The sequence below is a fragment of the Shewanella surugensis genome (assembly GCF_023284005.1).
Lineage (GTDB): Bacteria > Pseudomonadota > Gammaproteobacteria > Enterobacterales > Shewanellaceae > Shewanella > Shewanella surugensis.
The window spans coordinates 1-21,403 of record NZ_JAKIKS010000068.1 but is presented as its reverse complement, the minus strand read 5'-3'; the positions used below and the strand labels follow the sequence as shown (position 1 = coordinate 21,403).

The 21,403-nt window shown below is 39.4% G+C and carries 23 protein-coding genes; 8 read left to right on the top strand and 15 right to left on the bottom strand.

Features of this window, described 5'->3' with window-relative positions; translation table 11 throughout:
* Nucleotides 1-21 precede the first annotated feature (21 nt).
* Both L2764_RS16205 and L2764_RS16200 read right to left on the bottom strand, forming a co-directional pair.
* Nucleotides 22-696, bottom strand: a complete 675-nt coding sequence (locus tag L2764_RS16205; protein WP_248941305.1) for a hypothetical protein — start codon at nt 694-696, stop codon at nt 22-24.
* An 828-nt stretch (nt 697-1,524) separates the two neighbouring features.
* Nucleotides 1,525-1,794 (bottom strand): hypothetical protein, encoded by a 270-nt coding sequence (locus L2764_RS16200; RefSeq protein ID WP_248941304.1) that lies wholly within the window; start codon nt 1,792-1,794, stop codon nt 1,525-1,527.
* Nucleotides 1,795-1,957: 163 nt separating this feature from the next.
* Between L2764_RS16200 and L2764_RS16195 the strand changes: the two genes are divergently transcribed.
* The 3 genes from L2764_RS16195 (at nt 1,958) to L2764_RS27810 (ending at nt 3,264) form a co-directional block, all read left to right on the top strand.
* On the top strand, nt 1,958-2,563 hold the full coding sequence (locus tag L2764_RS16195) for a TetR/AcrR family transcriptional regulator (RefSeq protein ID WP_248941303.1): 606 nt from the start codon (nt 1,958-1,960) through the stop codon (nt 2,561-2,563).
* Nucleotides 2,564-2,641: 78 nt separating this feature from the next.
* Nucleotides 2,642-2,917, top strand: coding sequence for a LysE family transporter (locus tag L2764_RS27815; RefSeq protein WP_283107043.1), 276 nt, complete (start codon nt 2,642-2,644; stop codon nt 2,915-2,917).
* Nucleotides 2,914-3,264 (top strand): LysE family transporter, encoded by a 351-nt coding sequence (locus L2764_RS27810; RefSeq protein ID WP_312018361.1) that lies wholly within the window; start codon nt 2,914-2,916, stop codon nt 3,262-3,264. Before L2764_RS27815 ends, L2764_RS27810 begins: the two co-directional genes overlap by 4 nt.
* Before the next feature lie 230 nt (nt 3,265-3,494).
* Here the strand turns inward: L2764_RS27810 and L2764_RS16185 are convergent, their stop codons facing one another.
* The 10 genes from L2764_RS16185 to L2764_RS16140 form a co-directional block, all read right to left on the bottom strand.
* Nucleotides 3,495-3,953 carry a macro domain-containing protein gene (locus L2764_RS16185; protein WP_248941302.1) on the bottom strand — a complete coding sequence of 153 codons (459 nt, stop codon included), beginning with the start codon at nt 3,951-3,953 and terminating at the stop codon, nt 3,495-3,497.
* A 43-nt stretch (nt 3,954-3,996) separates the two neighbouring features.
* Nucleotides 3,997-4,521 carry a hypothetical protein gene (locus L2764_RS16180; protein WP_248941301.1) on the bottom strand — a complete coding sequence of 175 codons (525 nt, stop codon included), beginning with the start codon at nt 4,519-4,521 and terminating at the stop codon, nt 3,997-3,999.
* Between the two features lie 362 nt (nt 4,522-4,883).
* Nucleotides 4,884-5,165, bottom strand: coding sequence for a hypothetical protein (locus L2764_RS16175; protein ID WP_248941300.1), 282 nt, complete (start codon nt 5,163-5,165; stop codon nt 4,884-4,886).
* 92 nt (nt 5,166-5,257) lie between these two features.
* Nucleotides 5,258-5,551 carry a hypothetical protein gene (locus tag L2764_RS16170; protein ID WP_248941299.1) on the bottom strand — a complete coding sequence of 98 codons (294 nt, stop codon included), beginning with the start codon at nt 5,549-5,551 and terminating at the stop codon, nt 5,258-5,260.
* Nucleotides 5,552-5,719: 168 nt separating this feature from the next.
* Nucleotides 5,720-6,013: a hypothetical protein gene (locus L2764_RS16165; protein ID WP_248941298.1), complete on the bottom strand. Its 294-nt coding sequence runs from the start codon at nt 6,011-6,013 to the stop codon at nt 5,720-5,722.
* A 110-nt stretch (nt 6,014-6,123) separates the two neighbouring features.
* Nucleotides 6,124-6,414, bottom strand: coding sequence for a hypothetical protein (locus L2764_RS16160; RefSeq protein ID WP_248941297.1), 291 nt, complete (start codon nt 6,412-6,414; stop codon nt 6,124-6,126).
* Between the two features lie 42 nt (nt 6,415-6,456).
* On the bottom strand, nt 6,457-6,756 hold the full coding sequence (locus L2764_RS16155) for a hypothetical protein (protein ID WP_248941296.1): 300 nt from the start codon (nt 6,754-6,756) through the stop codon (nt 6,457-6,459).
* An 89-nt stretch (nt 6,757-6,845) separates the two neighbouring features.
* Entirely contained in the window at nt 6,846-9,095 is a 2,250-nt protein-coding gene (locus tag L2764_RS16150) for a peptidase domain-containing ABC transporter (protein ID WP_248941295.1), read from the bottom strand.
* Nucleotides 9,095-10,342, bottom strand: a complete 1,248-nt coding sequence (locus L2764_RS16145) for a beta-barrel domain-containing protein (RefSeq protein ID WP_248941294.1) — start codon at nt 10,340-10,342, stop codon at nt 9,095-9,097. The genes L2764_RS16150 and L2764_RS16145 overlap by 1 nt, the downstream gene beginning before the upstream one ends.
* A 993-nt stretch (nt 10,343-11,335) precedes the next feature.
* Entirely contained in the window at nt 11,336-12,823 is a 1,488-nt protein-coding gene (locus L2764_RS16140; protein ID WP_248941293.1) for a hypothetical protein, read from the bottom strand.
* 413 nt (nt 12,824-13,236) lie between these two features.
* On the opposite strand from L2764_RS16140, the gene L2764_RS28275 reads away from it, so the two are divergent.
* The 4 genes from L2764_RS28275 (at nt 13,237) to L2764_RS16125 (ending at nt 16,820) form a co-directional block, all read left to right on the top strand.
* The gene (locus tag L2764_RS28275; protein WP_376708434.1) at nt 13,237-13,467 is read left to right on the top strand and encodes a DUF5993 family protein; all 231 of its coding nucleotides are present in this window, start codon (nt 13,237-13,239) and stop codon (nt 13,465-13,467) included.
* A gap of 15 nt (nt 13,468-13,482) precedes the next feature.
* Nucleotides 13,483-14,058 carry a disulfide bond formation protein B gene (locus tag L2764_RS16135; RefSeq protein ID WP_248941292.1) on the top strand — a complete coding sequence of 192 codons (576 nt, stop codon included), beginning with the start codon at nt 13,483-13,485 and terminating at the stop codon, nt 14,056-14,058.
* 69 nt (nt 14,059-14,127) lie between these two features.
* Nucleotides 14,128-15,012 (top strand): AEC family transporter, encoded by an 885-nt coding sequence (locus tag L2764_RS16130; protein WP_248941291.1) that lies wholly within the window; start codon nt 14,128-14,130, stop codon nt 15,010-15,012.
* Nucleotides 15,013-15,365: 353 nt separating this feature from the next.
* A complete protein-coding gene (locus L2764_RS16125; protein WP_248941290.1) occupies nt 15,366-16,820 on the top strand; it encodes a flavin monoamine oxidase family protein in 1,455 nt (484 codons plus the stop codon).
* 225 nt (nt 16,821-17,045) lie between these two features.
* Here the strand turns inward: L2764_RS16125 and L2764_RS16120 are convergent, their stop codons facing one another.
* A complete protein-coding gene (locus tag L2764_RS16120; RefSeq protein ID WP_248941289.1) occupies nt 17,046-18,773 on the bottom strand; it encodes a jacalin-like lectin in 1,728 nt (575 codons plus the stop codon).
* 346 nt (nt 18,774-19,119) lie between these two features.
* On the opposite strand from L2764_RS16120, the gene L2764_RS16115 reads away from it, so the two are divergent.
* Nucleotides 19,120-20,190, top strand: coding sequence for a linear amide C-N hydrolase (locus tag L2764_RS16115; protein WP_248941288.1), 1,071 nt, complete (start codon nt 19,120-19,122; stop codon nt 20,188-20,190).
* 185 nt (nt 20,191-20,375) lie between these two features.
* Here the strand turns inward: L2764_RS16115 and L2764_RS16110 are convergent, their stop codons facing one another.
* Both L2764_RS16110 and L2764_RS16105 read right to left on the bottom strand, forming a co-directional pair.
* On the bottom strand, nt 20,376-20,882 hold the full coding sequence (locus L2764_RS16110) for a TFIIB-type zinc ribbon-containing protein (protein ID WP_248941287.1): 507 nt from the start codon (nt 20,880-20,882) through the stop codon (nt 20,376-20,378).
* Between the two features lie 199 nt (nt 20,883-21,081).
* Nucleotides 21,082-21,354 (bottom strand): GNAT family N-acetyltransferase, encoded by a 273-nt coding sequence (locus L2764_RS16105; protein WP_248941286.1) that lies wholly within the window; start codon nt 21,352-21,354, stop codon nt 21,082-21,084.
* Nucleotides 21,355-21,403: the final 49 nt, after the last annotated feature.

The window sequence follows — 21,403 nt, the reverse complement described above, 5'->3', positions numbered from 1 at the left end:
AATTATCTCCTACTCATATCATTAGTTATGGAAATGCATCCCCGCCACAGCAACACGAGAAATAGCCGTGCTCAACTCAGAATCTATATTTTCAATAGTATTAATTGCATTATCAATTTGAGTATTTAATTGCTCAATATTACTGTTTACTGTGTTTTGATTATTAGCTGTATCCTCTATATTGGATGTTAACTGACGAGCTTCCAATACCACGTTATCAGATCTCACACCAACAGATTTAATGCTATCATCCAAGGCATCTATTTGACTTATCGATGTTTCATTGTTTTTAACAATTGTCTGAAACTTATTGAAAATCATAAGTATTTCAGAAACACACACTTTCATATTTTCTGCTATCGCTTTCTCCTCTGCTGCAGAAACTTTCTGAGAACCGACTTTGATTTCACGAAAATCCCCACCAATCTTTTGCTCTGCTAATGACATCGTCATGCTAGGGATCATAGGAGCTAAACTCGCTGATGCTTCAGTGCCTATTACCACGCCATTTCTCGCTCCCGCACAAAAATTGGCTCCGCCACCCAGAGTGATATAAGTTTGAGAGCCCACCACATAACCAACCACATTATTCACTCTAAACTTTGAGCCTGCCGGTTGTTTCTTCGCAGTAGAATCATTCCCAGTCTGGGTTAAATTATTGGTAAATGTTTGTAAGTCATTATTGACACCACTCATTATTTTTCCTTATACGATCAATTGGATCATACTCAACGTTATGAATATAAGTTTTCCTTAGCATTTATATTCGGCAAGACAAATAAGTGGTCATATAAAATAAAACTTAACCCCTTAAGTTAATACAAACTTATTTCAATCAATCTAAAACCTCAAGCGAAAAAAACCTATACATCTATTAAGAATGGAAATTGATTCAATAATTAAAACCTTATAAAACACAATACAACAAATAATGATAAACTTTTATTCATCTTATCAAAAAAATTAACTCTACATAGGTTCACACATTAATACCAGGAACGTAACAAAAAATAAAGCAACTTAATTACAGTCAGTTAGAGAGGTTAGCAAATAGTTAATTGACTTTGAGTGACGTTAATAAAGTCATTACCATTATTAATAATAAACACTTACATTTAATTTTAATTTTAATTTTAATTTTAATTTTAATTTTAATTTTAATTTTAATTTTAATCAGTATTGAGTTAACTGAATATCTCCTGACAATATAAAACCAATACAAATATAGTCATTATCACCCGAAATATAATAACAACCTTAATGAACAGCTTGCTTAAATATTCAGTGATCTATTACATAGAATCATATCTATTTTAACATTAAAGTACACAAGTAGAGCTTAATAGAATAAGACAAAAAAAACGAGAGGATAATGAGTTAATAAAGTGCGGCATTCAAGATTGATTCTATTCACATTTCGGCCTCAAACTACCTAAGTACATTTTGGAACCCTAGACTAAATAAAGTGATGGCGTGAACGAAAATAGTTACTGTTATGAATCAGAGCATCATCAAAATAACATGTTAATCACGGCTATTTGATCCATATGTTTCAATAATATTTCTGACACGCGGTGACTTAACCTCAAAGTGTTTAAGCAACCCCGATTCACACACAGGAAGTAACGTTTTAAGATCCGCGACGACCTCTTGATACTTAAGTGATCCCATCGGTTGATTGTCAATTATCTCGATATTAGCAATAAAGGCAGCCATACTGCCTTTTCTAATTTTCCCACCATTTGCTAACGCGACAAAGTTTTCATTGTCTGCAAGTATATCTTCGGCTTTCATAATATATATCCTCGATTCACATCAACTGTCATTCCATTAAACAGGGATGATGTCATCTTGACATCAATATTGACCGAACGGTTAACTCTAGCTTGCGCCATATTGACCGAAAGGTCAATAATTTTGCTATACTCTTTTATTATGTTCCATAAAGGTTCTTATAATGAAAGATGATAAACATCTCGATAGTAAAATTAGTAATAATAAAAACAATATCTTAAATGAATCTAAAAAATTATTTTCACAAAAAGGCTTTGACGGCACCTCTATCGGTCAAATTGCTAAAAATGCAGGCGTCACTAAAGGACTTATCTTTCATTATTTTTATAGTAAAGAAGTATTATGGAAAAGTGTAAAATCGGCCTTCATATCTCCTAACAGCGCCGGTGAAACCTTAGACGTCTCCGCAGGGTTAGCGGTTTTTTTAACCAAAATTATTGAACGAAGATTCACGACTTATACTCAACATCCTGAACTGGTGAGAATGATGCTTTGGCAACATTTACAACGTGATAAAGAAACACTAGCTGGCATCGACGCGCCTCTTTATTCGCCAACCCATTGGGGAGAGGCCATTAACATGCTACAAGCGCAAGGGGAGTTGCGTGATGATATGACTGTTGAGATGATCATTCTGTTTATTGCCAACAGTGTCAGCGCTGTTTTTACTCAAGATTATTTTGAGATAAGCCAAGATAAAAACGCACTGCTTCTTTATCAAGATAAAATTATCGATTGTCTTTATCTGGCGTTACGACCAAAGAAATAACCATATTCTTATTATTTGATGGCATAATGCTCTAATCAACTGCGTATTCCATTAAGTACTCTATGAGGCGTTATGTTTATGCACGAATACCTGTTTCTTATTCCCATATTCCTGTTCTTGCTATTAGGCGTCATGAGCCCTGGTCCCAGTTTTATCTTTGTCGCTAAAACGGCAATGGCTCAATCACGTAAAGAAGCCATTTCAGTCGCCATTGGCATGGGAGTGGGCGCCACCCTTTTTGCCATTATCGCTTCAGTAGGTCTATTCGTTATATTAGACACTATCTCTTGGCTTTATAGTGCGATTAAAATAATCGGTGGCGGATATTTATGCTTTTTAGCCTTTAAGATGTGACGAAGTGCCCATTAACCCATCACAACAAACCAGCCAATGAGACCTCTCAATCAGGTATGGTCAAAATATTTTTCCTCGGTCTATTCACCCAATTAAGTAATCCTAAAACGGCGATTGTTTTTGCCAGTGCCTTTGCGGCCTTTTTACCTAAAACTGTACCAGAATATAGCTACTCACTGATCAGCATTAGCGCCTTTATGATTGACTGTGCTTGGTATATATTGGTCACAACGCTGTTATCAACGCCTAGAGCACAACGGACCTTTCAAAAGTTTAAGCATCAAATTTGCCAAGCAGCGGGTGCAATGATGGCACTCATGGGGATAAAGCTCATCACTAGCCACTAATAATACTGGCCGTTCACCTAAACTAAACTCGGGTTAAGCAGCACTATTTGATCCCTCTGTGTTGTACTTTCTACTAATAACGGGCTATTAGGGTCGAAATCCCACCTTAATACCGACAAAAATATCGCCATTGAGTAAAAAGTGAAATAAATAAAAACATGAAATAAAGTTAACCAATTGACTTTGAATATAGTTTAACTCTATCTAACACTCATTATTCCGAGTTCCAATTAACTAGATTGATAACAAACCAAGGTATGGTTTTCTTCAAAGAGTGCTTCATCAATAATAGGGGCGATACGCTCCCAATCGCCTCCAGCTAACCTAGCGCCAATTAATGGATAACCTATTCTCAAACCGGAAAAATCCTGCTTTATTAATGTAAAAACATGCTCAATAGCATCATAATCGGCTTTAACCCCTTTACCATGCCAATGATATTGCGTATAGGCGTTCACAATAACTAATTGATAATTAACGTTAACAAGGTTAGCACTAGAGTAAGTGCCAAGTTTTGCTCTATTGCCTTGTTCTGTCTTTAAGTCTGCCGAATAAGCGTCAGGAAAAGTGAGTTTTATTTGCTTTGCAATACCCGCCCCCATGGTACAAAAGCAGTTGCAACCATGAATAATGACATCAAACTGCCCCTCTTTCGCCAATTTAAGTAGATCTCCTTTTACCGTTTTCATTTTTATCCCATCATTTCCAGCTTAGACACGAAGAAACAATACTTCACTTTTTAATCAACCCGATTAAATAGTAAGGCACTGGTCGTACATAACGATAAAGGACAAAGCTAATTAACATGACAAATAAACCAAAGCCTAAGGACAATAAAACTCCGAACGTTGAAGACATCGCCAGTACTAAACCTAATAGATACTCGGCACGATATAGAGGCAGAAACAATCCAGTCACCATTAACATTGGTAGCAATACAGATGTGAGTTCAGTCATCCCACTCACAAAAGCAATAGAGAACACAACACCATATAATAACGCCCCCATAAACCCTGCAATAACAGTGATAGAGTATCTTGATGTTTCATATCGGTGAATAATACTGAGAATTAACCAAGTCAGAATGGGTAAAAAAATGGCTCCCCATCCATTTGAAATAGCTGGTAGATCACTTCGATGTAAAAGATGGTGACTCTCAATGCCGCCATGGTAATATTCCCAAGTTAACAATCCCAAAATATATGCAGTCACACACAGTGTAATGTAGACTTTCAAACGTCTATCTGATGGTTTCATGATTAGAGCATCCTTTTCTATAATATGTTTTAAATAGCAACCGTTATTTAAAACATATTATAGAAAAAAGTTTAAATGAATATAAAAATACGTGTTTATATACCCGTAATACTTAGCGCTGTATGAATGTGCTGACGAATAAATAATGGAAATATTTAACAGTGTATTAGTTGTGTATGTGCTTGGGGGCGATAACAAAGCTCACAGAGGAATTCAATTGACCATTGATTTATATCACAAACATAAGGGTAAACTGACTAAAAAAGCGGAAATACGTAAAATTAAGCACCTTTAAAATACGTTGAAATGATAGCAGTACGACTTAGCCATAAGAAGTGATAAACAATAAAAAAGACAAAACATCAACTAAATGTACAAAATGCCCAAATCTCATCTCGATAATCATCATATAAATCTTTACCAATCGCAACCACCACGCCAGTCACAACCGAGGTTGCAATCGTCCCTGTCACAGTGGCAGGCCCTGTCATTCCAAAATACACTGCCACAGCAGCCGTGATTGGAGATGCAATGGCAGAGCCAACACAAAGCAGTCCTATACCGGCACCGAGTAATGCATAATGAGTCAAACTCTGCATACCTCCACTCACTTGGCTAATCTCTGATAATTTCAATATATGCATATTAGCACCACACAATCACAATATAAAAAAGTAGTCTCCGGTAATACCGAAGACTACAAAAAGCTATCGACTACATTTTAACATATTTAAAATTAAGCAAATAAATAGCTAGATGCATAATCAACAACATCAGTGTATGCATCTCTCGCAATAATAGCAGTCATACCACTAGCAACCGCAATAGTCGTTTTACCAACCGTACCGGCAAAAAACAATTCAGCGGTCCCTTTTGCCATAACAAGTGGGATTGCTGCAGATCCCAATGTTGCCGCGCCAGCACACACGCCACCAACAACAACAATTCCAACCGCCATGACGGCGTAGTCACTAGCAGTTCTCATGCCACCATTCACTTGTTCAATTTCATTCAAACTTAATACTTGCATTGTACTCCCCTTAATTAACTTTATTATTTTTTAACTGTTCTACATTTCACACAAGATAAAAACACTACAAATACAACATATTACATTTAGTTTTATTTGCAAGCATCATCCAAAAATAAAAACCGAAAACAACCACAAATCTATCGATTAATATTTAACGAGTTAACATTAAGCAAATAAATAGCTAGATGCATAATCAACAACATCACTGTATGCATCTCTGGCAATAAACATCGTCATGCCAGTCGCAACGGCAACGGTTTGTGTACCAACGCTACTACCAAAAACAGCAACAGCCATCTCAGGAGTCATGACAAGTGGGATTGCTGCAGCCCCCAATGATGCAGCGCCAGCGCACACGGCACCAACAACAACAATGCCAACCGCCATCACAGCGTAGTCACCAGCACTTCTCATACCGCCATTCACTTGCTCGATTTCATTCAAGCTTAATACCTGCATAATACTCCCCTTTAATTAATGCTATTTTTATTTTACTGACTTATATTTAATAAAAAATAAAAAACACGATCCGCCTACCAACAACTATTTTTAATGCTATTAGCGATTAATTAACCAACAACCTGTTGATACGTATAATCCGCAAAATCACGTAGACCCGTCGCAAATACAGCAGCGCCCGCACCTTCAATAAATCCAGTAGTAGCAAGTGCAGCGCTAGAGCCTATACCAGTCGAAGCTAATGCATTCACTGCCACAGCACCAATCGCAATCGGCGCCCCAAATCCAGCAACATAACAGCCACCAATGACAATGCCGCCTACAATCGCACGCTGCAGATAGTCTGTAGCAGAAGCGCCACCATTAACTTGACTCACTTCCACTACACTCAGTTCTTTCATATTCATATACCTTTACTTTACAAAAATAAGCACAAACAACAATTAGCCAAAAGTCATGTGGTAAGCGCCTGAAATTAGGTCATACCCTGCTGTACAGCCCGCAGTCAGCATTCCAGTCCCTAATGCCATATTCCCTGCTGAACCCGCCACACCATACATCGCTGCACCAACAGACAATTGTCCCCATCCAACAACATAAACAGACGCGACGAGACCCGCTCCAGCAATACTGGCTCCAATAACAGCGCCAACAACCAAACCTGTGGCAATATTACTCATATATTGGCTGCCACTGACACCCGCATTAACTTGTTCAATCTCATTAACATTTAATGTTTTCATAACCATCTCTTAATTAACGCTTTATCAATCAACTGACTTTGTCTATACCAGTCGAACATTCATATCGTTTCAAATACGGTTACCCCATATCAACTCATTTTGTAGCTCACCGTTGAATAATTTCCAGCAGTTTGAGTATTCGATTTAACAGCTGACGAAGTGTCTGTATCTATCTGCGTTTCAGGTGTATTCTCAGCAGATATTTCAGATGAATGTACTTGACCTGCTTTCATCATGATCACCCTGTCAGCATGCTTAATCGTCTCGGGACGATGAGCAATAATGATCCGAGTCATCGATAATTGTTTGATTTCTTCACTGATTTTAGCTTCATTATCAATATCTAAATGACTCGTTGCTTCATCCATAAACAATATATTCGGTTGCTTATACAGGGCTCTGGCCAATAAAAGACGTTGTACTTGTCCGCCTGAAAATTGATTCCCCATATCCCCGACTAATGAGTGGTATCCCATTCCCATATGTTTAATATCATTATCAATAGCTGCAATATTAGCCGCTTGCTGCATTTTTAGATGATCCGGCTCAGGATCAAAGAAAGTGATATTGTCAGCCACCGATCCTGATAATAAGGTATCATCTTGCATAACGGCGGCTAATCGACGGCGATATTGGGTTAAACCAATTTGCGTGATATCCTTTCCATCAAGCAAAATCCGACCCTGTGAGGGTCTTAATAAACCTAACATCAACTTCATTAATGTCGTTTTACCGCACCCTGACTCACCAACAATCGCCACGGCTTCTCCCGCCTTTATCGTCATAGACACATCATTGATCACCTTAGGATCATCCGTGCTATAGGCAAAGCTCACGTTCTCCAATGTGATCTCGCCTTTAACATGCTCTAACGCCAACTGACCATCAAGATCCCTTTCTTGATCTTGAAGTGCAATGTCAGACAAGCGATCTAAATGCAAACGTAGCATACGAAATTGAATGATTTGCTCGATAAAACTGCCTAATCTTGACGTCAGTTGATTCTTATAAGCAATAAAAGCCAATACCATTCCCGTAGACAATTCTCCCGTCATGACAATATTCGCAGCAAGGTAAATGACAATGATATTTTCAAGACCAAATAACACCGATTTAACGGATTCAAAACCTAAACTGAGTTTACCTAAACGAATACCGGCATTAATCACCTCAGCATAACGATTTTGCCATAACCCTTGACGTTGTGGCTCACTGGTAAAAAGCTTAATCGTTTGGATACCACGAAGGTTTTCTAAAAAATTTGTCTGCTCTTTGGCTCCGGCTTGAATTGACTCTTCCGTCGCCACATATAAAGGGCGATAAAGTACACAACGCAATAAAATATAAATAAGAATGGCTCCCAGTACCACTAATGTTAATTTAACGCTATAAATTAACATCATGATTAATACCGTTATGGCCATGATCCCATCAACGATCGTTTCAACTAACCCAGTCGTTAACCGCTCTCTAACCTGAGACAATGCGCCAAATCGAGACACTAAATCACCAATATGACGCTTCTCAAAAAATGGCATCGGTAACCGCAACAAATGGCGCAACAAATTGACCCCCATTTGCATGTTCATGACACTCGATACTCGCAGTACGAGCCAACTGCGCACTGCCGTTGTGATCACCCCTATTAGCATGATCAAACCAAAACCCACTGCTAATACAGTCAACAATGGTTTATCTTGGCTCACCAAGACCTCATCGATCACCCATTGCATATAATAAGGGCTCACCAAAGAGAACACTTGCAGTAAAATCGATAAGGCAAATAACGTGCAAAGCGTGCGCACCAAACCGGTCATTTTACTCCAGAGCTGAGTTAAGCCCATGGATTGACGTTCATCTTGTGCTTTAAACTCATACGTCGGCGTGAGTTCTAGCGCGATGCCAGTAAAATACTCGCCAAATTCAGTATGCGTCAGCTTTCTTTTACCGAAAGCGGGATCGTTGACATACACATATTTACGCGTGACGCCTGTCAGCACCACAAAATGATTCATTCCCCAATGCAGTACACAGGGTAATGACAATTTACCCACCTCTTCAATACCACACTTTAGTGCTCGACTTGCCAAGCCGATACTGTCACCTAAAGCAATTAATTGTTGTAGGTTAATCCCTTTTAAATCGGCAGAGAAACGTTTTCTCAATGCGGGTAAATCGAGTTTATGTCCATGAAACGTTGACACCATAGCCATACAAGCCAAGCCACATTCAGCAATTTCAGCTTGAAGAATATTTGGTACTCGTTTTTTACCTGAAAATTCGAGTAATTGAGCCGGATCCTGTCTATCCACTTTCTGTTCCTGTTCTAATGGAGACATTAGCCAACCCTCCCACGTAAACTATAAATGGGATCGAGTAACCAATCGAGTAATGAGCGTCTATCCAAAACAATATCAGCCTCGAGTAACATACCGCTTTTCAAAGTGAAGTCGTCGCCATAAGCACTCACTGATTGAGAACTTAGCACCGTACGAATACGATAAACGGGTTCAGATAATGACACTGGCACATCAGCTTCCCCATCCAATAATAAAACCTTATCAATTCTTGATACTTGGCTATTTAATGAACCAAAACGTTGATAAGGGAACGCATCGAAGCGTAAACGGGCTTCGTCACCCACTTGCACAAAACCGGCCGAACGCGTAGGTAACAATAACTCGGCCACGAGCACAGCCCCCTTAGGTATTAAGCTCATGACTGGACGATTACTCCCAATAAACTCACCTTCAACCAGCTGAATGGCGGCAATTGTTCCCGCTTCGCTGGCTCGGATCACATAACGATAGTTATTCTCCGTCTCGTCCAATTGTCTTTTCAGATCCGATTGACGTCTTTGTGTTTCAGCTTGTTTTAACTCATAATGGTGAGGCAACGCCGATAATTCAGCCAAATTCGTATTAAGCTCGCTGTTCAAACGTATTTGACTCGAACGTAAATCCGCTAGCTCTTGCTTAATTAAAATCAGCTTTTCTTCTTGTGCTTGATATTCGAGCGTTGATAAAAAACCATCAAGGTGTAATTTTTTATGCTGAGCTTGTTGCTTAAATTGTAAGGCTAACTTTTCAGCTAATAATGATTGCAATTCATCATTAACATTCATTGAAGCACGGATATCAGTAAGGCTAATGTTCAAACGAGCCGTATCTTTAAGGCTTAAAGCTTGATTTTGTTTATTTTCATTATTTAAAAATACTAACTGTTGCGTTAATTCATTCAGTATTGACTCACTCAATTCAGTCCCTGAAATTAAACTACGACGAATAATAATGGTGGCTAAAGGCATACCGGGTACAACTTTATCGCCTTCTTTAACATGAAGTTCTGCCAAATTACCACTGGTATTGGCATACATTTTTATCACCCCCTTATCAGGTACAAGGTAACCTTGTACTGTTTCTTTGCGGGCATAATACGAAAAAGAAAGAAATAATCCGCTAATCACAACCACAATAAAAATAACAAACGAAGTAATATAAAGGGATAATGGCTGCGCTAATGATATCTCACCATGTAGTTTTTGTTGCTGAGCAGTAACAGCTTGCTTTCTAAATAATCCTGACATTGGAGTTTATTTTTCTCTATGGTTGAACACATATTTAAGCCAAAAAACATCCCAATTGTTTAATTTAAAAACGATAATATTCTTACTGAATAATTATCAAAATCATAAAACAATTTTATTCTCGAGTATTTAAGACTTTAGTTGATATGACAGAGCAACTTAACTAAAATTAAGCACCAAGATATAAAACTCACTTACTTTACCTATTGAGTATGTTCTCAATGAATACGAAAAGACAATGAATAGACTACTCCTATATCTACCTAAACCAATTGAAAGTAATATACATTTAGTCATGGGATAGAGAATATATCTATCAGGTCAACCCCTTAGATAAGAATAGAAATAGCATTAAAGTAAATAATATGATTATCATTCATCAAATACGTATTATCGTCTTAATTAAGGTTGAAAATGACATGACAAAATAAACATAATAGTGAATTTATGATAGCCATCGATTATTTAATATGAATGAGGATTGGAAATTAAATAATAAGTCGAATAATCCACCCATAATAAGACTTAACCTCAGTACTTTTTTACAAAAAACGCTCATAAATTATTGGAACAAACGAAAACTGATTCAATATTCGCCAATTAAATGATAAACACACCTTTTATTATTAATAAACCGAAACACATTATCCAACCCTGATTCCGATTTATTAATAATAAAAGCTATTTTATCCTTGCGTCCATAACCAATCTTGTGCAATACGCACCAGACCTAACAATGTGCCCGATATCACCTGAGCATCATAACCAATTTGCGTAGCTGCATAAGTTGAATTAAAACACACACCGTATCCCATCGGCACCTCAACTATCGTTTCACCGCTGTCCCAATCAAAACCTAATAGCGTCCACTTGGCATTTCACTGTCCCCTGCTGCTAATAACAGATAATATTCGACACTTCACTCACTGTCCGATCAACAAACGATTAACGATGCATTAAGAAAAGCGTTGAATTTATTTTAATCTTTCACCGCTATTCTTGCTCAATACGCACCAAACCTAACAATGTGCCCGATATCACCTGAGCATCATAACCAATTTGCGTAGCTGCATAAGTTGAATTAAAACGTACACCGTACCCCATCGGCACATCAACCACCGTTTCACCGCTGTCCCAATCAAAACCTAACAGCGTCCACTTGGCATTTCGCTGCCCCCAACAGTAAGCAATATTCGACATTTCACTCATGGTTGGAATACCATTAGGACAACTTTCCTGATTAGACCACTCACTTTCAATTTGTCGTGATTGAGCATTCCAACTAAATTTTTCAACGCCATAAGGAGCATTAAATGCGAGGTTAGAAAAGAGAACCGTAATAGCACCAGAGTTCGCACCATCTAACCATTTTGACGTATCTAAACTGTATTGATTATCCACCACCATCGCGCTATGCCCGCGTACCAAAACCGACTGTTCGGAAATACTGCGCGTTGCATCTTCGATACCAAAGGTGATCGGAAATTCTGCGGCAATACGGCGATCTTTTCCTTCCCTGATAGGCTCCCAGTCTTCAGGGATTTTATCGCGCCAGACCAGAACTAAATTCATCAATTCTGCCCCATCGGTAAACACGACAAATTGGTCTTCCCCCTGCTTACCCATTAAAGACGGCGTCGAGCCAGAGCCTGTCCCTAATCGCCCCGGTAAAGGTGCTTCAGGGCCTGATTCATAATCAGTGCTCCAAAGTCGTTCAAGATGAGTACCGTCCCATTGCACACGGTGAATTTGCTTATTAGTGAGTACGTATATTCCTCCTTCTTCATCGACAGCAATTGAATTGGATACGCTTTGCTCAACACCCGTTGATAGCGCTGTATGAAAACTGAAATCACGATCCACCACCACTAATAGCCCCGCCGAAGTCGCCATGGCAATGTGTCCATCATAGGTCATATTTATACCGACAATGTGCTCATCATCCGTTGTCACATATTCATCAGGAATGACAAAGCTATCTTCAGTGACAATAGTCGAGGTATTTTCGCCTTCAGCACGTGAAAAACGTGACAAAGTCAGACCCCGAGGAGAGAAAAACTTCCCCTCTACATCCACTAAAGTATACGCCCCTGAAATCCCATTTTCTGGCTGTTCAAGAGGCTTCGAGTCTAATTTATTCATCCATCGAGAAGACAAGTCCATTTGATAAATCGATTTAAACGTAGAGCCCCACACCACATTGTCACTGGCATCATCAGAAGCGGGTGAATAAGCTAAGGTGATTGACGGCCAAGCGGCTTTCCAAGTGATCCTTGTCATGTCATTTGGCTCTACGCCACGTAGTGGAGAAGACGCTTGATTGTATGGGTTCCGGTGAGACATCGGCCAAGGAGAATCAGCCAAATATGCGTTTACGGGGGGCTCGTTGTCAGCCTGAGACGACCAGCAACTCATCGCTAGACAGATCACTAATCCCCATGTCACTAAGTTCACATCCTTGTAAAAATATACACTCATCATTGAGCTCCTTAATCTTTTTGCTATTACTCCCGCGTTGCTCCCCAGCCACTGACAGGTACGAGGTTAATAGCGTTAAATATGATATTTGTGGATAAAAAACAGACCGAACCAACATGCCGCCGCAAAAAAAGCGTCCCAGTTCGGTTATTAACTGACTTTTTAGCGGTGAATAACAAGAGAGATGAAAACATATAATGCAGAAGGACTTGTCGGATAAAACACAACGAGAAAGATGAATACGATAAATAGCATCCACATTCACCAGTTGGTGTGGGTCATATACCCTACACTCACACGTTAAATGTTTTAACAAACATCTCATTTTTTCGTGTTCCTAACCCAATCAACAATCATTTTGGCTCGTGACACTAAGCCTAGCTTGAACTACTCAATTCAGCAATTTGTTCAATTTAATGCCTCTGTATAAACAGAGGCATTCATTTCACCTATACTCAAACGACAGACGGGCCAAATGGCGACTCAACGTTATGCAAGTGACTATTTTTTCAATCATTGCGATAACAGCACTGTTGGTTTTATTTCAACAAACTAAACTCGCTTATACTTTATTCATTATCACTGCCATTCTTATCTTAATATGGTTCGCACATCATTCAACAGACTCACTGAATATTAATCTGTAGGAGCAGAGCACACTCATGTCGAATATCTATCTAACTTACCTCAATAAAGGCATTGCTTTTCTCGCATGGGTGGAATGCATTGGCGTTATACTCGTTTTAATCATAGCTTCTGTCTTACAATTCTATCTCGCAGAATTACCTTGCCCTTTATGTTTACTACAACGTGCAGCGATGATGCTTATGGTGATCCCCATACTGCTAAATTTACGCTACAAGCGTCATATTTTTAACTACACACTATCAAGCTTAGCCGCATTATTACTCGGCGGTATTGCCATGCGCCAAGTCTTATTACACATCAATGATCCACAAGGCAGTGGCTACGGAAATACGTTACTGGGATTTCATTTATATACTTGGGTCTCTATCATGGCGGTCATCGTCATTGCTTATAACTGTATCGTCTCTTCGGCATTGAGAGAGTACAAAGCCCCCTCTCTCTATTATCAAAATCAACTAGGAAAAAGGGTCGTTTCCATCACTATCCTCTTATTCATTGTCACAGCCCTATTGAATGTGATCACCACTTATTCAGAATGTGGTTTACAGCAATGTCCTGATAACCCGACCCATTATATCCATGAGTTATGAATAAAACGGACTTTATACACACTGTCACACAAACTACATCAAATTATTTCATAGGAATGAACACTCATTATGCTTTTATTTCAAAACGTTATTCAAGTAATAACACCCGTACTATTAGCCGCATCAGCGGGGTACCTGTTTGCTAAATGCAAACAACCGTTAGATATCAAAATGATCGCTAAACTCATGGCAAATATTGGTTATCCAGCCTTAATTTTAGCGCACATGTTAGGACAAGATGTTGAGCTCAATAAACTATTACAAATGATCCTTGCCGCGTTTTTAATGTTTGTCTTATTTGCTTTATTTGTCTATCTCTTCCTGCGTATTGCTAAACAAAGTCTCCCCACCTACTTCTCTTGTTTGAGCATGAATAATGTCGGCAATATAGGCTTAGCTATTTGTGCGCTGGCTTTCGGACATGATGGCATACTCTATGGAGTGACCTTTGTGATTATCGGCATGATTTTCATGTTTATTGTGACACCCGGCGTGACCTCAGGAAAATGGTCACTAAAAGAAGTCCTGATAAGCCCAGCGATCTATACCGTCATTCTGGCTTTATGCATTCTCGCCTTTCAAATTCACTTACCTAAACCGGTTATTTCAGCCTTACAAATACTAGGCGGTATGCCCATTCCTCTTATGCTTATCACACTCGGTTATAGCCTCGCTCAAATCAAATTCAGCAATATAAAAATGGGCATCATTTTCTCGCTTGTACACTTGGTAATAGGTGCTTTAATTGCTGTTATCTTAAGCCAATTACTCGGCTTCAGCGGCAATATGCGGGGCATATTGATCATTCAATGTATGATGCCAACCGCCATTAATACTTACTTATGGATTTCTATTTATCGACCCCAAGATGCCGCCCAAATATCTGGGATCATCTTTATTTCGACCCTACTCAGTATTTTTACCTTACCACTCGTATTAACGTATTGGATTTAACTTATATGAGGCAAACCTGAAAACTCACACCTTTTGTTCCCCATGCCATTCCTTAAGCGACCTTTATCGACTCTCCTTTCAATCTTACAATTTGGCGTCATTATTATTTAACTGATCGTATGACTCAGCACATAAAATGGAAAATTTTAAACAATTGATTTGAACTGACCTATAGTAATAAAGACATACATTAAAGCGACTTAGTTATAGTAAGGTTTAATTCCTCGACACTTACACATTAAGGCTTTAAATCTTAACTAATCAAGAATGTCCCCTCCGCCCATCATGGATATAAGTGAAACAATAATACTGACAATGGGGATGTTAATCATCTGATTAAAAAGGGTAAAAACATGAACAAACAAAAAGTGGATATTATTATTGTAGGAGCTGGGCTGGCAGGCTTGAGTGCGGCAAAGAAATTACAAGAACAAGCACGCACATTTGTGGTGCTTGAAGCACGTGATCGCGTAGGTGGCCGATTACTAACAGAGCAATTTTCTTTGCCTTCTAAATCATTAGACGCTCCAACTCATTATTGGATTGATTCCGGAGGTCAATGGATTTCCCCCACCCAGACAAGCATTCGTGCATTAGCAGACGAAATGGATGTAACCACCTTTACGGGAGCACCCGATAATGGCAAAGTCATCCTTATATTCAAAGGAGAGTATTACCAATTAAACTTAGGTGAAGATAAGCCAACGGGCTGCTTTAGCAAAGTGGTCACCCTATTTAAACAAAACTTTAGTTACGATTATAACGAGTTTCAAACATTGGAATTAGAGTTAGATAAGATGGCCAACGATTTTAGTGATGGCCAGCCTTGGGGCTCCCCTAATGCAAAAAAATGGGATTCGATAACTGCTCAGGCCTGGATTGATGCTAATGCACATACCGAAGGTGCTAAATTTTTATTAAATTTATCTTGCTTATTAGCCTTTGCTGCCACACCGAGTGATTTATCTTTATTGCATTTATTGTTTTATATTCATTGTGCTGGAGGATTAACAAAACTGCATAATGCCCTCGCGTATCGCCTTAATGGCGGCGCGCAAGAAGTGCCCAAACGTATTGCTGCGCAGTTACAAGATAACGTTAAATACGGCAATCCTGTGAGTAAGATCATCAACAATGCAGAAGGTGTTAAAGTGATCCTCTCTAATGGGGATGTATATGAAGCCGATCATGTCATTGTCACCGTTCCCCCAGCTCTCCAAGCCAATATTACGTTTTCCCCTCCCTTACCCGCAAGTCGAAGACAATTACAACAACGCATGCCTATGGGGTCATCGGTCAAATGTCATTTGGTTTATGAAACACCCTTTTGGCGAGAAAAGGGGTATTCAGGTTTAGTCTATTCAGATGAACATGTATTGCCTTTCATTACCGATAATAGCAATCCACAGCAAAGTTCTCCGGGCATTTTGGGCTGCTTCCTCGAAGCAGAAACCGTACGAAAAATGATGGATAAACCCATCGAGGAAATTCAAACCTTGATCACAAAAACCATCGAAGACATTTATCAGCCCTTTATCGGTACAATCCCAAAACCGGTTGCTGTTCACGTGATGCGTTGGAGTGATGAGCAATGGTCTGGCGGCGCTTATGCGGGAATGATGCCACCAGGCGTATGGACGGGTTATCAAAATACGGTCCGAGAGTCTGTTAATCGTATTCATTGGGCTGGTACTGAAACCGCAACCAAATGGTTTGCCTACATGGATGGTGCTGTAAGATCAGGTTACAATGCAGTGGATGAAATCTATGGTCATGAAATTTGTAGTGATGATCCTCTCTCGAATTAGGCAATAATAGCATTATTTTTTTGCAGTACGTTCTACCTGGATCACATACAAGATCATTTGACGATCAACAAACTTGAATTGAGAGAGTCTGTTGATCGTTGCTGCATCAATGATATCATTCACCCATTCTCTATATACCCGTGATCATTGAAAGAGCTTGATTTTCAACATATGGACGAGATGATTTAGGTCATTAATCTTTCGCAGTAAACTTACATTGTCCCATTATTGAAACTCTACGGTAAACGTTTCCCACGAGCCTGCGCTGCTTCTATTCGCATTAACATCCCCATTGGATTCGGCGACAACATAGGTATTATGAGTTGTTTTCAATGAGATACGATCGCCATCTGCAATACAGTCATCACGACTATGATTAACAAGTGTAAAGCGCTCCCACGCACCAATCCGTGACGCTGTAGCATCAAGTTCACCGTCAGATACGGCTCGCAAAAACCAGCCACTTTGGCTATGAATAACCACACTGTCCCCATTTTGAATACAACTACCATCTATTTTATTATCGGCTAATAACGTAAATGTTTCCCATGCGCCAACGTTTTCACGATCAGCATCAACATTAGCATTGCCATTATTATCAGCCACTAAATATCGATTGTGAGCACTTTTAAAGGCGATATTGTTAACTTGTGACACAGGCATATTCGTGCGGGTTAAAGGCAAGCTTACGATCCCTAAGCGATCAACAAGAGAGCCTGAACGCCCCCAAAAGCCTGATATTCCCCAATCAGTTGGCGCATCAAAAAGTTCACAGTCATGGGTCATTGTGCCACCCGCAATACTACGACCCACGTTTGTCGTCAATGCAACATAAGAAACACGATTATTAGCTTGGCAAACCTGAGCTTGAGTAAAGTACTCATCATCTAATAATGTTAATGTCTGAGCATGACCGCCTCCACCACCATGACGCTCAATTTGCCCCGTCACATACGAGATAGCAATTTGATCGACTTGACTTCCCGAGCGTAATGTCACAGCCGATACGTTAGGCACAAAAGGCAAATAACCCAAATCATTAAATCCCTCCCCACCATACCCGCCCACAGCGCCTTCAATGCGTGCTTCATCGGTTAATGCATATTGCATAAGCGCTGCCCTTGGCGAATGATCCGATAACGCATGGCCATTTGCATCGCTAAACGCTTCACTGGGCGTATCAAAACTCAAGGCCGACAAATGCACCGCTACACTGCTTCGGAACAATATTTTATCAATGCTATCAGAAGACCACTCTCCTACATTCGGGATCACGCCATTATTATCAATATCAGCCCATACATCACTAAAACCATTATCCGTTAATACTCTGACTTCATCCGCATCAAGAAATAAACTATTCATGTCTCCGGCGACAATCACAGCATGCCCCAGAGACCAAGCATTTATTTTAGACATGAGTTGTGCATAATTACTCCGACGTGCACTATGATCGCTATCCGATCCCCCCGCGTCCGCATGAACGTTATAAATATCGATCACTGTATTAGGATCAATTTGATGACGAGTAAAGCTAAACCCTTTAGGGGCTAAACAATCACTGCCACTGTTAAAAATCCCATTACAATCATCCCATGCTTCTCGTATCATAGCGCTAAACGGGAATTGTGATAAACGTGTTAAGCCATCGCCTCCTCCTGCCCCACCAGCGTGATTTGATTGATAAGGGTGATTGGCAGCCGAAATAAGCTCATCATGGTAATTCCAATCTTCTTGATGTAATGAGATATCATAATGATTCAGTTTCGGACTCATCAGCGGCGTATTAACCGCAGGGTTTGAGCCTGAAATTAAATCAGGTAATCCCGCGACGTTATAGGTTAACAAGGTAAAGCTACCCTCACTCGCAGCAAGACTCATAGGAAGAAGTAATAACCCCAAGCAAGATATAATAAACAACTTGAAGGAATGTCTGATGCTATTAAATGTCATAGAAAGGCTCTCTTTTTATGTTTTATATAATAAAGATTATCAAGACAGCCGAAATATTCCTTTGATAAACGTAACCGAAAATAACACCTTAATTTATTCTAAACAAGCGAGTACTTATACGTGTTATACAAACACACATATTTATTTTTAAAATAATGAACACCTAAAGCCACCTCTAAATAAGCATTTAATCGACAAAATAGAAATAATTTAAACGACTCCCATTAAAGAATAAAAAACCTCACTTCAGTTATGTTCTGCTCCCTGTAATAGCATGTAATACCCGCCATGAAATAAATCACTATTATTTTATTCAATACTCCCGCCTAAATCTGAGGAATTAATAATGTGTACTAGAGTGCTTTATACCTGTGACGAAAACCAAACGTATACAGGCAGAAATATGGACTGGTTTGAAAGTCCAAAATCACAAATTTGGGCTTATCCTGCGCTGACTAAACGCGACGGGGCTGGCGGTTCAAATTCACCTTGTTGGCAATCAAAGTACAGTAGTATCACTACAGCTAATTATAATATTGCAACCAGTGATGGCATCAATGAAAAAGGTCTCACAGCCAATCTATTATGGTTGGCTAATTCCCAATATCCAAATCCACAAAAATCACAGTCACGTCGGCCCATGTCAATCAGTATCTGGGCGCAGTACATCCTAGATTTATGTGAAACCGTTGAAGACGCTATCAATGCAATGGACAATGTATACATAGTAACAGCAGTCATTCCTGAGGCTCAAAGAAAAGCGCTGTGTCATTTGTCCATCGGTGATAAAGCAGGTAATTCCGCCATCTTTGAATATATTGACGGCATCTTACATATCAGTTCAAATGTTGATCTAGCTAATCCTCCGACGAATTATTTCCGTTATACAAAAACAGAAGTCAAGGTGATGACAAATGAACCTACTTTTAGTGAACAATTAAAGTTCAATGCTTATTGGCAAGCAGTTAACAACAGCTCACTAGTGGCATTACCCGGTACTAGCTCATCAGAAGCCCGATTTGTCAGGGCCTCATATTATTCAAAAAACCTAGTAGAAACAGTCGATCAAAACGAAGCCTTAGCAGGCCTATTCAGTGTTATGCATAATGCAGCAAGACCAATAGGCAAAGAAGAGGTACAAAATGACAGCCCTAATGAAAGTAGAACTTGGTATTCTTCTTTTGCCGTGCAAAACAAACCAACTTACTATTTTCAATCTATGTACAGTCCATTTTTAATCTGGCTGCATTTTGACGAAATCAAGTTTCCCTCTCATGCCTGCTCAGAAAACCTTGGACTCCATCTCAGCCTTAATGAGAATGGCGTCAGTAAACAAGGAGGTAAAGTACTATCAGGGAATGTTGTTGATAAGCTCACCCTTGCCAAAACATTCGACTTTTTACCCGCTAATCATTAATAGAAAAAGTGGTTAAAATAAAATGAAGGGGTAAGTGCCGACATTAGCGGCACTGACTCAACATATTGCATTCAAAGATAATAATATGGATCAACCGAACATTGCCAGACTCACCGATACTATGAATTATTAGCGCTTTGGTCTCTCATATTATTTCCCATCACCAAGGCCGATGATGATCTTACCTAGATGAGAAACGCCAATAAGGATTGGCATTCATTAAACTGCCTTAATCGACCCCCGATGGCATGTTTATGCTCAACCTGCTCAATATGAACGCGATATTCTGGGCTTTGAGAGAAAACCTCTTGAAAATTTTCAGCCGCCTGTACTCTATGGGCCTGGGTTGGAAATAATTGCCTGATTTTTTTAAGCTCACCATAATCGAGCCAAATACCGCCACAGCCGGGGCAGCTATCGACTTCAATCTGGTTTTTTGGGCTATAGAAATGTCGAGCCATAACAATGTCGCTGCATTTAGGGCAATGAATACGTGGTGTTACATCAACATCTGGATTATAAAAATCCTGTAAGTGTTCCACAAGCACTTCGCCTCGACGTTCTTGCTTTTCATCAAAATGCTGCAATTCGTGATGATCAAAAAAAACACCACCACAGCGTGTAGAATAATCGATACTGATCCCACCGACTTTCACCCGACTCAATAACGTCTTTGTTCTTGGGCATTGCATAAATATATCCTTATATTTTGTTTTTATTGTTTATTTTTACTTATTATATCATTGATATTTATGTGTTACTTAATAAAACAATCAACAAGCTATTCATGAGCAAAAATGACAACTGCACAACCCGCTAAAATTCAATATTGATCCCCGTAATCATTGACGCTGCCCTACTAATCTCAACGATTAATACCATTGTCTCTTGTTATGCAATGGTTCCACGCATTATGTATTGCGCTCCCTCAGCGCCACCAAGATACTCATCATCTAAGCTTTCGAAGCCACCTTTTTGATAACAAGCTTTAGCGCCCAAATTCTTACAGTTGACGGTTAAATAAATTGCATTGTAATTACCATAATTCACTTTCAGGTAAGGAAATATAGCGACGACGGCTTGAGTACCCATCCCCTTCCCCTGCAGGGCGGGAGCATACTTTGTCGGATAATTAACCAAAGAAAACTTTTGCCCTGTAATCATCGTCCCAACTCGCCTTTTTTAGCTTATTTCGCTGACTTGGCGCACCGCA